The sequence below is a fragment of the Allobosea sp. 05T433 genome (assembly GCF_056396065.1).
The window spans coordinates 135793-149332 of record NZ_JBFTKS010000010.1; the positions used below are offsets into that span (position 1 = coordinate 135793).

A 13540-nucleotide genomic window follows, 5' to 3' on the forward strand; every position below is an offset into this window, starting at 1 on the left:
TCCCGGCCCGCGACCCCGGACATGACTCCTGGGAGATAATCGTCTAAGGCGGCGCTCGCCCCCAAGAGATTTCCCGCTCTCGATGCTGTTCAATTCCTTCGTCTTCCTGCTCGGCTTCTTGCCGCTTGCACTCGCCCTGCACTGGCTGGTCGAGCGTTTTCAGCCAAGCCTGCGGCTGCCTGTTCTGGCGCTCCTGTCCTTTGTCTTCTACGGCTATTGGGACTGGCGCTTCGTCCCGCTGCTGGCTTTCTCGATCCTGCTCAACTGGTGGATCGCCGAAGCCTTCCTGAAGACCAAGCGAAGCGGCCTGATTTCGCTGGCGATCGCACTCAACCTCGCCGTGCTGGCGCTGTTCAAATACTTCAATTTTTTCGCTGAGTTCGCAGGCATGGTTCCGGGATTACCCGTCCCCAAGCTTGATCTGGCGCTTCCGCTCGGCATCTCCTTCTTTACCTTCCACCATGTGATGTACCTGACGGATCTCAGGCGCGGCGAGGCCCCGCGCTACGATCTGGTGCGCTATGCGCTCTACATCGCCTTCTTCCCGCAGGTCCTGGCCGGACCGCTGGTGCGCTGGCGCGAGATCATGCATCAGTTCGACGAACGACCCTATTTGCGATCCGACGCGGCCGAACGCATCGCACGTGGGCTGATGCTCCTGACTGCCGGTCTCGCCAAGAAGGTGCTGCTCGGCGACCCGCTGGCCGAATACGCCAACCCCGTCTTCGCCGCGGCAGCTGCCGGACAGGTCGTTTCAGTAGCCGAGGCCTGGCAAGGCACACTTGCCTTCACCTTCCAGATCTATTTCGACTTCTCCGGCTATACCGACATGGCGCTCGGCCTGGCCCTTCTCTTCGGCATCGTGCTGCCGCAGAATTTCGATGTGCCCTATCGCAGCATCAGCATCCAGGATTTCTGGCGGCGCTGGCACATGACGCTGTCGCGCTTCCTCCGCGACTACCTCTACATCTGGATGGGCGGCTCGCGCCGGGGACTGCCGACCCAGATCTGGGCGCTCTTCGCCACCATGGCGCTTGGTGGCCTCTGGCATGGCGCCGGCCTCACCTTCATCGCCTGGGGCGTCGCCCATGGCGTGGCCCTGATCATCTGCCTGCTCTGGCGCCGTGCCAAGCTGCCGATGCCGGCGCTGCTCGGCTGGGCCCTGACCCTGCTCTTTGTGACGCTGTGCTGGGTCTTGTTCCGCGCCTCCTCCTTCCCGGCGGCGCTGACGATCTACAAGGGCCTCTTCGGCTTCGCGCCCTTCGGCTCCGGCTTCAAATGGCGCGCTTTGCTGCCCGCAGCCGCCTTTGCGATGCTCGGCCCGACCGCATGGGCCCTGGTGCACCGGCTGCCGCCGGCGCGGTGGATCGCCGTGCTGATGGCAGTGCTCTTCGTGCTTGTGTTGTTCAAGATCGGCGACGACGCCAATTATGAATTCATCTACTTCCAGTTCTGAACGGCTCAGCGCCGAGGCCAACCCGGCCGCAGGAATGCGCTGGCAGCGGTTTATCCGCGTCTCTCTGACTGCGGGAGGCCTCTTGCTAGCCGCCTTCTTCGCCGCAGCCATCCTGATCGACCCCTATGACAGCGGGCGCTCACCACTGTCATTGAAGCAGGGCGTTCGCCCGCAGGGACCGCGCACAGCCGCCGCCAGCCGCGGCCGCGACCCTGCATTTTCGGGAGCGATATTCGGCAATTCCCATATCCAACTGGTCAAACCCGACCTGCTGAAAACGCTGACTGGAATCCCCTTCGTCTCGCTGATCGCCCCCGCGACAGGCCCCAAGGAGACGCTGGTGCTGATCGACTGGTACCTGCGCCATAGGCAAGAACCGGCCAAGGCTCTGGTCATCAGCGTCGACCACACCTGGTGCACGCCCGACCCGGCCATGCCCGTCAGCAAACCCTTCCCGTTCTGGCTCTTCAGCCGCAATTTCGCGGAGTATCTCTTCGGATTGATGCGCTACGACGTCGTCGAAGAACTGCCACGCCGCATCCGATATGAGATCAGGAACGCACCGAAACGCGCTAGCCCGGATGGATACTGGGACTATGAGGCTGGCTATGTCGGCCTGGGATATGTCGAAAAGCCCGAGCTTCGACGCAGGTTGCTCGAGCACCAGGATATGAGTGGTGGTAACGAGACCGGACCTTTCCCGGCGGCCACCGCGCTCGCTGCTCTTCTTGAGGCAGAATCAAAGGGCGCTCCCGTGGTGCTGGTGCGTCCGCCGCTCCATATTACCGCGCTGCCGGCACCTGGCAGTCCCGAAGGGCGCGCCGAGGCGGCCTGCCGGGCCGCTTTCCAGGCGCTAGCCGACGAACGCCCTGCAACGAAGCTTGTCGATCTGCGTCGCGACACGCCCCTGATCCGTGAGCCTTCCAATTTCTTCGACCATAGCCATTACCGTCAGATTGTCGCCCGCGAGGTCGAAACGAGCATTGCGGCAGCGCTCACGTCTCTGCGATAAGCTTGGCAAAGATGCCCGGAGAACGACGGATTTCATTTTTATGACAACGACTTCGCGAGATTGGTTGAAACTGCATCGATCGCGATTGTTACTGTCTCTCTCCCTCGCTATAAGGGCGCCAAATCGGCGGCCCGACTAAGGCAGAGTCGGTAGGCACGCCGGAAACAGACACTCAGAGAGCGCGCCTATGTCGAAACAGATCATCCTGGACGCCGACTACCGACCCTCCGACTCCGAACCCTTCATGAACGAGCGTCAGCGCGAATATTTTCGCAGCAAGCTGCTCGCCTGGAAGGAGGAGATCCTCAAGGAAGCCAAGGAGACGCTGGTCACCTTGCAGAGCGAAAGCGAGAATCACCCCGATATCGCCGATCGCGCCTCATCCGAGACCGATCGCGCGATCGAGCTGCGCGCTCGCGACCGTCAACGTAAGCTGATCGCCAAGATCGAAGCTGCGATCGCACGGATCGACGAGGGCAACTACGGCTATTGCGAGGAGACCGGCGAGCCGATCTCGCTCAAGCGCCTCGAGGCCCGGCCGATCGCAACCCTTTCGCTGGAGGCGCAGGAGCGTCACGAGCGCAACGAACGTGTTTTCCGCGACGACTGAACCTTTTCCGCCATCCACAGTCTGAAGAGAGCCTTTCGCCGCCGGCGAAAGGCTTTTTTGTTGGAATGGAGGAAACCCCGCGCGGGAGGCGCGGGGTTTCACTGGATGCCAGCCATAAAAGCTGGGGGAGCGTGGCTGGCATCCAGGACAGGGGCTTGCCTCGGGAGGAAGCAGCCCGCCGGCCAGGGAGGGAAAGGCGGGGAGCGTACCTCGCCTGGCCGGGTTTCTCGAAGGGCCGTCAGAAGGGCAGCAGGATATCCATGACCTGCTGGCCGTAGCGCGGCTGCTGGACATCGGTGATCTGACCGCGGCCTCCGTAGGCGATACGCGCCTGGGCAATCTTGCTGGAATCGATCGTGTTGTCGGATTCGATGTCCTCGGGCCGGATCACACCGGCGACGATCAGCTCGCGCACCTCGAAATTGACCCGGATCTCCTGCTTGCCTTCGATAACGAGATTGCCGTTCGGCAGGGTCTGGGTCACCACGGCAGCGACATTGGTGGCAAGCTGCTCGGCGCGGCGGACCGAGCCCGAGCCTTCACTCGACCCCTCGGAATCGAGCTTGAGCAGTTCGCCTGCGCTGGAGCCGTCCGGCAGGAACTTGTCGAGCTTGTTCTCGAACCCCATGATCCTCGCTGCGCCGAAATCCTCGCCGTTCTTGCGGCTGCGCTTGGTGGTGTTGTCGAGCTGGGCCCGGTCGGTGACCTTGACCTTGACCGTGACGAGGTCCCCGACCATGCGGGCGCGCTGGTCCTTGAAGAAGGCGCGCGAGCCTGTGCGCCACAGCGAGTTCGGCGCGAAGGAGGCATGTTCGACTGCCGGCATCGGCATCTGCACGGGCTTGTAGCCCTTCACCGCGGTCGGATCCTCGATCGGCGAGAGCGCTGGTGCCTGGCCAACATTGGCGAGCCGGTCGGCAGCGCCGCAGGCGCCGAGCGCGAGACCGAGCGCAAGGATGCTCGAGAACCTGAGAAGCTTGGCCTGGGACATGATGATATTCCGCATCTTCGTGACTACTGCGCGTTGGCGACGCGGCCAATACCGGCCGATTTGACCGTGATCCGGCCGGGACCGCTGACCGTGCCCTGCAACACACGCTTGGATTGGGGATTGGTGACGCTGACGACATCGCCCTTCGCGCCAGCCTCTCCGGCGCGCCCACGCATGGTGAGAAGCAGGCCCGGCGCCTCGTAGACGATGGTGACGAGATCGCCGCGGCCGACGATCTCCTCGCGCTGCACATCGCCATTGCGCAGTGGCATTCCGGCCATCAGCGCACGTCGCGCAACCTTGTCGACCGCTCCCTTCATCTCGGCGATCAGCTCCCCCCCCTGGCCTTCACGCGGGCGCCGCTCGACAATCACGTCTGCGGCGGTCAGCGTCTCGCCGCGGGCAATCGCGCGGAGCGGAACCACGACTTCCGTCGTTTCGACCAGATGCCCCGAGATCCGCACCGGCTTCAGGCGCAGCGCGGCGCTACCGGGCACCGTCAGCAAAGCCTGGAGGCGACGCGACCGGGCGTCATAGCTCAGATCGACCACCGTCATGGCGCCCGTCAGTTCGGGCTCGACCGCAATCGAAGGCGTGCCCCCGTCCACGGCCAGCGCAAAGATGCGGCTATCGACACCGAAGCGTTCCAGCAGCCCGGTCTTCACCGCACCCTCGACATCGGAGGCCATGACGCGGCGAGCCGCGCGGGTAACGACGACCTGCGCGATGCCCTGGCTGTCGATATCGCTGGCCTCGCGGATGACGCCGCCATTTTTCGCGGCTTCGATGATGCGGGCGGCCTGGATCGTGCCGGTCTCGCCGAGCACCGGCGCCCGAAAGGCCGGCATGGCGGCGTCCTGCGGGGAAAGGCCGGCGATCAGATCGCCGAAGGTGACGAGGTCGCGCGACAGCGTGAGTTCGTTGCGCAACTGCATCCGGCGAAGGGCCGGGGCCGGATGCGCCTTTTCCGCCGGCAAGGCGGCCGTCGCGACAGACGCGGCCTGGTGCGGCTGAGCCGCCAGCGCAGATCCAGCGAAGAGCAGGGAAACAAGAAGGCTGGAGGAGCGGATCATGAGCATGGTCCTCACCCTCGGAACATCTGGGTCGTCGCCGACAGCATCTGGTCGGCGGCGGTGATGACCTTGGAATTCATTTCATAGGCACGCTGGGCCGAGATCAGCGACGACAGCTCGATGACGGCCTGCACATTGCCTTCTTCGAGCGAATACTGCTGGAGCGTGCCGAACCCCTCCGCCCCGCCGACGCCATCGATCGCCTGGCCCGAGGCAGCCGTCTCGATGAAGAGGTTGTCGCCGAGCGACTCAAGTCCGACCTTGTTGATGAAGCGGGCAAGTTGGATCTGCCCGATCTGCTGTGGCGCGGTCTGGCCGGGGAGCCTGACTTCGACCGTGCCCTGCGCGTTGATGCTGACGCTGGTCGCGTTGTTCGGGATCGTGATGCCCGGCTCGACCTGATAGCCGTCGCGGGTGACGAGTTGCCCCTGCGAGTCGAGATCGAACGAGCCGTCGCGGGAATAGGCGGTCCGTCCATCCGGCATGCGGATACGGAAGAAGCCCTCGCCCTTGACCGCGAGATCGTATTCCTTCTCGGTCGACGTCATGTTGCCCTGCGTCATCACGCGACCGGTCGAAACCGTCTTGACGCCCGAGCCGATGAAGGTCCCCGCCGGCACCTGCGTGTTCTGATCGGAGGTGGCGGAACCGGCCCGACGAAAGTTCTCGTAGAGGAGATCCTGAAAGTGGACGCGCTGGCGCTTGTAGCCAGTGGTGCGCACGTTGGCGATGTTGTTGGAGATGACCTGAACGTTGAGTTCCTGGGCCATCATGCCGGTCGCGGCGGTCTGAAGGGCGCGCATTGTGCTGGCTCCTTTTCCTGTCAGGCCTGCTGGTCAGCGAGGCGCGAGATCGCCCGGCTGCGCAATTCGTCGGATTTCGACATCAGGTTCGCCATGCTCTGGTAGGAGCGCTGGACCTCCATCAGCCGCGTCATCTCGATCACCGCCTTGACATTGGATGTCTCGACCGCGCCGGGCTCGAGGCGGGCCAGTGGCCCGGCCGGCTGAGCCGGAGCGGTCGAAGCGAAGAGATTGGTGCCGTCGCTGCTCAATGCAGCCGGATTGGCGAAACGCACCTGGCGGAGCTTGCCGCGCGTGCCGAGATTGGTCGACACAGTGCCGTCCGTAGCGATGCTGGCGCCGGTTTCGGTATCGCCGAACTGGATCGGGCCGCCCTCTCCCAGGACCGGCTGGCCACCCTGGGTGACGAGCTGGCCGCGGCCATTGATGGAGAGCGAACCGGCGCGCGTATAGCGCTCGCCCTGCGGGGTCTGCACCACGAGGAAATTGTCGCCGCGCAACGCCACATCGAGCGGATTGCCGGTGCGCTCGATCACGCCCTGAGACAGATCGACCGGGGTGCCCTTGTCGATGACATAGGAGAGCTTGCGGTCAGGCGCCTTGAAGCCCTCGGCACTCGCCTGGGGCATGAGAAACTCATTGAAGCGCGCCGAACGCGCCTTGAAGCCGTTCGTGCCGACATTCGCCACGTTATTGGCGATAACATCCAGCTCACGCGCCAGAGCCATCTGGCGCGACAGGCCGACGAGAAGCATGTTCTCCACGGCGGTAACTCCCGATCATGTCCCGCGAAAGCCTCGACGCTCCCCAGCGCAGCCTTCGCAGATCAGTCACCGCAACCCCCGTGCCAACGTGGTTAACTGATATCATCGCTTTGAAATATAAGAGATATTATTCAACCCGGACTGCGCCACCCGCTCGGCAACAGCGTGTCGACGGGCAGAAACGACCGGGCAAAAACTGCCGTCCTTAACGAGACGTTAACCCTGTTTCGGCAGATTTGCAGGAGTGAGCCGCCCAGAATGGAGCCGCGCTCCGGTACCCGGGCAGACAGGTATGGCCAAGAAGACCAAGAGCAGCGACGACGAGGCCGCAGACGGCGCCGGCGCGCCGAAGGCGGGCAAGAAGAAGCTCGTGATGATCGTCGGTGGCGTTGTGCTGCTGGCCGCTCTCGGTGGCGGTGGCTGGTTTTTCCTGAAGAAGCCTTCACCAGAGCAGCTTGCGGCAGCGGAAGCGGCCAAGAACGTCAAGAAGCCGGCAACCTTCGTCGAAATGAAGGACATGATGATCGGCATTTCAAGCGGCGGCCAGCAGGACCGCCAGCCGATCATGAAGATCAAGGTCGTGCTCGAGATCGCGGATGCCAAGGCCTCCGAGGAGATCAAGCCGCTGCTGCCGCGTGTCGAGGATGCCTTTCAGGTCTTCATGCGCGAGCTGCGCCCCGCCGATCTCGACGGCTCCGCCGGAATTTACCGGCTGAAGGAAGAGCTTCTGCGTCGCGTGAACGTCACCGTCTATCCGGCCAAGGTCGAAGCGGTGCTGTTCAAGGAACTGCTGGTCCAGTGAGCCGGCCTCTCCGATCCCTGACCATCAGCCGAGCGTCCCATGGCCGATAGCGAACTTGAACAGACCGGCGGCCTTCCCAAGGACCAGCCTCTGACGCCGGAGAACATGGCGGCGGAATGGGCCACCATGCCGGACACCGTCGAGGAGGAAGGCGAGGCCGAAGGCGGTACCGACCGCCTGATGAGCCAAGACGAAATCGACACGATGCTAGGTTTCTCGGCTGGAGACGACAAGGACAGTCGCAACGGCATCCAGGCGATCGTCGAATCCGGCTCGGTATCCTATGAACGCCTGCCGATGCTCGAAATCATCTTCGAGCGTCTGGTTCGGCTGCTCTCGACCAGCTTGCGCAACTTCTTCACCGACAACGTCGAGGTGTCCCTCGAGAGCATCCGCTCCGTGCGCTTCGGCGACTACATCAACTCGATCTCTCTGCCCGCCATGCTCTCGGTCTTCAAGGCAGAGGAATGGGACAATTTCGGCCTGATCACGATCGAGTCCTCCCTGATCTACTCGGTGCTGGACACGATGCTCGGCGGCAAGCGCGGGCAGCCTGCCCCGCGGGTCGACGGGCGTCCCTTCACGTCGATCGAATTCAATCTGCTGAAGCGGGTGATCGCGCTCGTCCTGAGCGATGCCGAAGCGGCATTCCAGCCGCTCTCGCCGGTGAATTTCAAGGTCGACCGGATCGAGTCCAATCCGCGCTTCGTCTCGATCTCGCGCCCGGCCAACGCAGCGATCCGGGTCGAACTGCGCTTCGACATGGAGGGGCGCGGCGGCTCGCTGCACATCCTCCTGCCCTATGCGACGATCGAGCCGATCCGTGAACTGCTCCTCGAGAGCTTCATGGGTGAGAAGCTCGGCCGCGACCCGATCTGGGAAAACCACCTCGCAACCGAGGTCTGGCAGACTGACGTCGCGGTGAAATGCGTGCTCCACGAAACCCAGATGCCATTGAAGCGCGTGATGAAGCTCGAGATCGGCGACACGCTGATGTTCGACGCGCGCCCGGATTCAGTGGTTTCGCTGCGCTGCGGGGACTTCATGGTCAGCGAAGGTCGCATCGGGCGCGTCGACGACAAGATCGCCGTCCAGGTCGTCAGCCCGCTACGCCGCTCCAAGACCACGATCGCAGCCTTCGACAGCGCCACAAGCCATCTCGGCTCGCCGATCTGACGCCCGGGGACAACGCCATGACGATTACCCTCATCGCCGATGCGCTGGTCGCCAGCCTCCTCGTCGCCACCATCATCACCTGCTATGTCCTGTCCAAGCGAATCGAGCGGCTCAAGGCGGATGAAGGCGCGATGCGACAGACCATCGGCGCCCTGATCTCCGCCACCGACACGGCCGAGCGCGCCATCGCCGGCCTGAAACTGACGCTCGGCGACTGCGACCGGACGCTGGCCGAGAGACTGCGTACGGCCGAGCGTTATGCCGCCGATCTCGCGGCCCAGGTCGAGGCCGGTCAGGACGTCATGGAACGCATCGCCCAGATCGTCAGCGCCGCCACGCTGGTTGCGCCCAAGGCCGCAGATGCTGTGCCCGAGGTTGCCGAAGAACCGACCGTCTCGCGCCTGACGAATGCCGCGCACGCCGCCGCCGCGATCCGGGCCCGCGCCGCCAAGCGGCTGGAAGGTCAGGCGGCGTGATCGAGAGGCCCCGCCTCATCCCGGCAGTGATCCTCGGCGCCATGGGCCTCCTGGCGCTGAAGCTGATCGCCTGGACGTCGGAGCCTTATCCCGCCAAGGGGCCTGCCAGCGCGCAGGCGCTTGCGAAGACCCAGCCCGCCGCACAGCCTCTCAAGACGGAACCCGAAGTCTGGGGCCTCGCCAAGGTCATAGCCCGCGCACACGCTCCCGATACGTTCCTCGATCCCGAAACCACCGGCACGATCGAGAAGCCCAAGGCCAAGCCGGAGGAAGAGGCGAAGGCCGAGGCTGCACGCGCGGCCAACCCGAACAACAAGGCCGATGTCCTCAATGGCACCGCCAGGACCACCTCGCCTGCCGAGCGCGCGATACTGGAGCGACTCGGCGAGCGGCGCGAGGAGATCGAGGCGCGCATGCGCGAATTGGAGATGCGCGAGCGCCTGCTCGACACGGCAGAGAAGAAACTCGACGGCCGCGTCGGTGACCTGAAGCAGCTCGAGGACAAGGTCGACGGCCCCAAGGCCAAACAGGCCGAGGAAGAGAGCAAGGCGATCAAGAACCTCGTCATCATGTACGAGACCATGAAGCCGAAGGACGCCGCAAAGGTCTTCGACCGTCTGAACCTCAGCGTGCTGGTTCCCGTGGTCCAGCAGATGAATCCGCGCAAAATGTCGGATGTGCTCGCTGCAATGTCACCGGATGCTGCGGAGAAGCTGACCGTTGCCTTGGCTACCCCGGCGCGCGCGCCCAGCCTCCCGCGTCTTGCCGCCGAATCAGCGCCCCTGTCGGGCAACGAGCTGCCCGCCGTCGCGCTGCCGCAGCGACGCTGACCCTCGCGCGTCCTTAACCCGCCATTATCCTTGACGCCTTACCGTCGATAGCGCTCGGGCTGCCGTCTTGCGGTCGTGCCGGGCACTGGTGTCGCGTTGCGTGAGTGTACCGGTTTGCGTTTCCCGCGTTCTCTTGCCTTTGGTGTCGGACTGGCCGCGCTTGGCGTTGCCGCCAGCCTGTCCATGCCCGCGCTTGGGGCAACGGCGACCTTGCAGGGTGCCGCCATGCCGCCCGGCTTCGGGCGCCTGTCGCTGACGTTCGACGAGCCGATGCCAGTGCGCGTCAGGGTCGCCAATGGCGTCCTGGTCGTTGCCTTCGGCGGCCCCGTGAAGATCGACGTCAACAAGATCGCCAAGGAACTCCCGGACTATGTCTCGATCGCGCGGATCGACCCTGATGGCCGCGGCATGCGCTTTGCTCTCGCTCGCCCCTACAAGGCGAACCTGATCGAGGCCGGCGACAAGGCCTTCATCGACCTGCTGCCGGAGACCTGGAAGGGCGTGATGCCCGGCCCTCCGCCCGAGGTCATCGCCGCTTTGGCCGAGCGTGTCCGGTTGGCGGAGGCCCGCGCTCGCGAGATCGACCGCCGCCCACCAACTGCCCCCAAGCCTCTCCTGCTGACCAGCGCCAAGCTGCCGACACTCGAGCGCCTGATCTTCCAGGCGCCCTCCGACACCAAGCTGGCGCATGAGCTTGTCGACGGCACGCTCAGGCTCACCTTCGACCAATCGCTCACGGTGGAGCCCTCCGCGATCCGGTCGGCCCTGCCAGAACGGGTCGGGTTCGTCTCGACCGAGACCGGTGCGGAGAATACCCAGCTCGACCTTTCCCTGCCCAAGGACTGGCAGGCTCGCAGCTTCCGCGACGACGACCGCCTCGTCGTCGATCTGCTGCCGCCGGCCAAGGCCGGCGTGCTCAGCCTGACGGGGCTCCCGGCGAGTGCCGCCGATCAGCCGGACAAGCCGCCCGCCCCTGCCGTCAAGCCGGCAGCTGCAAGCGAGGCACCGGCACCACAGCAAGCTGCTCCAGTCGCCAAGCCAGCCGCAGAGCCTACCGCGCCGGCCATCGACCCGACGCCTCAGCTCGTGAAGATCCAGTCATCGGCGGGCCCGGATGGCAGCCGCATCGATTTCCGCTTCCCGCGCCCGACCGGGGCTGCGGCCTTCGTCGATGCCGGCCTGGTGACTCTCGTCTTCGACACCCGCGACACGATCGACCCCGCGAGCTTTCGGCAGATGCTTCCGGAGCTGATCGAGGAAGCCGTTGTCACGCGCGAAGGCAAGGCCACGCTGGTCCGGCTGCGCCTGTCCAACCAGCAGTTGGTGCGCTTCAGCGATGACGGCACCGGCTGGACGCTCGGCTTCGGTGAGCAGGCAGGCAAGCCGACGAACCCTGTCGCCCCTGCACGCACGGTCGATGAGCGCGGCCAGACGATCCTCGCCATTCCCCTGCCCGGCATGACCGGCGTGCATTGGATCGAGGGCGGGACCGCGGGCATGCCCATGGCCATCGCAACCGCGCTGGGGCCAACGCGGGCTGTGACCAAGCCCTATCGCTTCGTCGAGTTTGGGTTGATGCAGACCGCCCATGGCCTCGCCATCATGCCGCGCTCCGACGACATCGTCGTCCGCGCCGGCACCGAGCAAGCGCTGATCGGGCGCGCCGGCGGCCTGACCGTCACCCTCGATCTTCCGCAGAGCGAGGAAGACAAGACGAAGACGCCGGTCGCGGCGCCCCCGCCCCTGCTGAGCCCGGAGCTCTGGGCGAAGCTGCGCGTTGCAGCCGTCCGTGAACGTGCGCGTGAGCTGCTGCGCGATGTCGCCGACGCCTCGCGCAGCCGCAAATCCGAAGCACGGCTGGCTCTCGCCCGCTTCTATGCCGCAAACGGGTTGATGCCGGAGGCCGCGGGGCCTCTCCAGGCGATGCTGGCCGACGATGCCGCCATGCGCGGCAATCGCGAGGCTCTGTTCCTGAAGGGTGTGATCGCGGCGAAGATGCACCGTAACCCCGAGGCTCTCGCTTCCTTCGAGGCCGGCCCGCTCAAGGAAGATGCCGAGGCGGGGCTCTGGCGCGCATTGATCGAACAGCGGCTCGGGCGCCAGGCCCAGGCGCTTGCCGGTTTCCGGCGCGCCGAGGCGACGCTCGACGGCTACCCGGATGATCTGCAGGTGCAGTTCCGCCCGGCGATGGCGCGCGCAGCCATGGCCATGCAGGATATGACGACGGCCGAGCGCCAGATCGAGCGGCTCTCGGAATTGCCGCGCGATCTTGTGGACAAGGAGGAGCTCGCACTCCTTCGCGCCATGCTCGATGATGTCAGCGGTCGCCCAGAGGCCGCGCTGAACGGCTACAAGCCGCTATTCGAGGCCGCCAGCAGGCCAGTCGCAGCGGAGGCGCAACTGCGTGCCATCCGGCTGGTGCAGACCGAGAAACGCCAGGACATTTCGCCTGATGAGGCGACCCGCAGGCTCGAGACGGTGTCGATCATCTGGCGCGGCGGCGAAATCGAGATCGAGGCTTTGTCCGAGCTCGGCCGGCTCTATACCGCGCAGCACCGTTGGCGTGACGCCTTCCAGATCGCGCGCCGCGCCAACAACAACTACCCCGACAATCCGCTGACGCGCCGCCTTCACGATGAAACGGCCCAGCGCTTCGCCGAGATCTTCAGCAATCGCGACGCAGCGCAGGAACAATTGCCGCGCATCGAAGCGCTGGCCCTGTTCTACGACTTCAAGGAATTCCTGCCGATCGGCCGGCGCGGCGACGAAATCGCCCGCCTTCTCGCCGACCGGCTGGTGGAACTCGACCTGCTCGACCAGGCGAGCGAGATTCTGCGCTATCAGATGCAGGCCCGCCTGACCGGCGCCGCGCGGTCGACGATGGCTGCACGCCTTGCGATGATCGCGCTGATGAACGGCAAGCCAGCCGAAGCGCTGCAGGCGATCTCCTCGACGCGGCTGATCGAACTGCCGGGAGACGTCAAGCGGGCGCGGCTCCTGCTCGAGGCGAAGGCCCTCTCCGATCTCTCGCGCACCGACCAGGCGCTCGAGATGCTCGAAATCGAGCGCGGTCCGGAAGTCGACCGGCTGCGCTCGGATATTTACTGGAAGGGCCGCCGCTGGCGCGACGCTGGCGAAGCGCATGAACGCATTTTGGGCGAAAGCTGGCGCGGTAACGCGCCGCTGAACGAGCGTGAGCGCGCCGACGTGATGCGCGCCGCCGTCTCCTATGTGATGTCGAACGAGGCTCTGTCGCTCGACCGGCTGCGCACGAAATTCGCCGCCAAGATGGCCGAGAGCACGGATGCTCGCACCTTCGCCTTCGCGACCGGGGCCAACCGTGCCAATGCCGCCGATATACGCGAGATGGCGCGCGCCGTTTCCGGTGCCGACAACCTGTCGGAGTTCATGAGGGCCTATCGCGAGCGCTATCCGGCCTATTCAAGCGCTGTGCGCAGCCGGCCCAAAGCCGAGCCCGAACAGGCAGCACCACCCAGCTCGACCGGCGCCGAGGCGAGCCCGGGCGCAGCGCCAGGCCGCGGTTGAC

General features: G+C 65.1%; 12 protein-coding genes. 8 read left to right on the forward strand and 4 right to left on the reverse strand.

Features of this window, described 5'->3' with window-relative positions:
• The first annotated feature begins 82 nt into the window (after positions 1-82).
• From AC1DGP_RS16085 to dksA, 3 genes are all read left to right on the forward strand, one after another.
• Entirely contained in the window at positions 83-1456 is a 1374-nt protein-coding gene (locus AC1DGP_RS16085) for an MBOAT family O-acyltransferase (protein WP_441491484.1), read from the forward strand.
• Between the two features lie 82 nt (positions 1457-1538).
• On the forward strand, positions 1539-2468 hold the full coding sequence (locus tag AC1DGP_RS16090) for a hypothetical protein (RefSeq protein WP_441491485.1): 930 nt from the start codon (positions 1539-1541) through the stop codon (positions 2466-2468).
• Between the two features lie 187 nt (positions 2469-2655).
• The gene (gene dksA / locus AC1DGP_RS16095) at positions 2656-3078 is read left to right on the forward strand and encodes an RNA polymerase-binding protein DksA (protein WP_113513504.1); all 423 of its coding nucleotides are present in this window, start codon (positions 2656-2658) and stop codon (positions 3076-3078) included.
• Between the two features lie 238 nt (positions 3079-3316).
• On the opposite strand, the gene flgH is transcribed toward dksA, so the two are convergent.
• The 4 genes from flgH to flgF are packed head-to-tail and all read right to left on the reverse strand — an operon-like array spanning position 3317 to position 6709.
• Positions 3317-4069: a flagellar basal body L-ring protein FlgH gene (gene flgH / locus AC1DGP_RS16100; RefSeq protein WP_441491486.1), complete on the reverse strand. Its 753-nt coding sequence runs from the start codon at positions 4067-4069 to the stop codon at positions 3317-3319.
• A 23-nt stretch (positions 4070-4092) separates the two neighbouring features.
• Complete coding sequence (gene flgA / locus AC1DGP_RS16105; protein WP_476775886.1) at positions 4093-5142, reverse strand: flagellar basal body P-ring formation chaperone FlgA; 1050 nt, start codon at positions 5140-5142, stop codon at positions 4093-4095.
• Between the two features lie 11 nt (positions 5143-5153).
• Positions 5154-5945, reverse strand: coding sequence for a flagellar basal-body rod protein FlgG (gene flgG, locus AC1DGP_RS16110; RefSeq protein WP_069879979.1), 792 nt, complete (start codon positions 5943-5945; stop codon positions 5154-5156).
• 20 nt (positions 5946-5965) lie between these two features.
• Positions 5966-6709, reverse strand: a complete 744-nt coding sequence (gene flgF, locus AC1DGP_RS16115) for a flagellar basal-body rod protein FlgF (protein ID WP_069879978.1) — start codon at positions 6707-6709, stop codon at positions 5966-5968.
• Positions 6710-7001: 292 nt separating this feature from the next.
• On the opposite strand from flgF, the gene fliL reads away from it, so the two are divergent.
• From fliL to AC1DGP_RS16140, 5 genes are all read left to right on the forward strand, one after another.
• Positions 7002-7511, forward strand: coding sequence for a flagellar basal body-associated protein FliL (gene fliL / locus AC1DGP_RS16120; protein WP_441491488.1), 510 nt, complete (start codon positions 7002-7004; stop codon positions 7509-7511).
• Positions 7512-7550: 39 nt separating this feature from the next.
• The gene (fliM, locus tag AC1DGP_RS16125) at positions 7551-8687 is read left to right on the forward strand and encodes a flagellar motor switch protein FliM (protein WP_113513509.1); all 1137 of its coding nucleotides are present in this window, start codon (positions 7551-7553) and stop codon (positions 8685-8687) included.
• Between the two features lie 17 nt (positions 8688-8704).
• A complete protein-coding gene (locus AC1DGP_RS16130) occupies positions 8705-9163 on the forward strand; it encodes a DUF6468 domain-containing protein (protein WP_441491489.1) in 459 nt (152 codons plus the stop codon).
• Entirely contained in the window at positions 9160-9993 is an 834-nt protein-coding gene (locus AC1DGP_RS16135; RefSeq protein ID WP_476775885.1) for a MotE family protein, read from the forward strand. Before AC1DGP_RS16130 ends, AC1DGP_RS16135 begins: the two co-directional genes overlap by 4 nt.
• A gap of 114 nt (positions 9994-10107) precedes the next feature.
• Positions 10108-13539, forward strand: a complete 3432-nt coding sequence (locus AC1DGP_RS16140) for a hypothetical protein (protein WP_476832310.1) — start codon at positions 10108-10110, stop codon at positions 13537-13539.
• Position 13540 lies beyond the last annotated feature (1 nt).

Excerpts from the sequence above, each read along its gene's own strand:
- flgH (WP_441491486.1), bottom strand. The coding sequence starts at position 4,069 with ATGTCCCAGGCCAAGCTTCTCAGGTTCTCGAGCATCCTTGCGCTCGGT.
- AC1DGP_RS16085 (WP_441491484.1), top strand. The coding sequence starts at position 83 with ATGCTGTTCAATTCCTTCGTCTTCCTGCTCGGCTTCTTGCCGCTTGCA.
- AC1DGP_RS16130 (WP_441491489.1), top strand. The coding sequence starts at position 8,705 with ATGACGATTACCCTCATCGCCGATGCGCTGGTCGCCAGCCTCCTCGTC.
- flgG (WP_069879979.1), bottom strand. The coding sequence starts at position 5,945 with ATGCGCGCCCTTCAGACCGCCGCGACCGGCATGATGGCCCAGGAACTC.
- fliL (WP_441491488.1), top strand. The coding sequence starts at position 7,002 with ATGGCCAAGAAGACCAAGAGCAGCGACGACGAGGCCGCAGACGGCGCC.
- dksA (WP_113513504.1), top strand. The coding sequence starts at position 2,656 with ATGTCGAAACAGATCATCCTGGACGCCGACTACCGACCCTCCGACTCC.
- flgA (WP_476775886.1), bottom strand. The coding sequence starts at position 5,142 with ATGATCCGCTCCTCCAGCCTTCTTGTTTCCCTGCTCTTCGCTGGATCT.
- fliM (WP_113513509.1), top strand. The coding sequence starts at position 7,551 with ATGGCCGATAGCGAACTTGAACAGACCGGCGGCCTTCCCAAGGACCAG.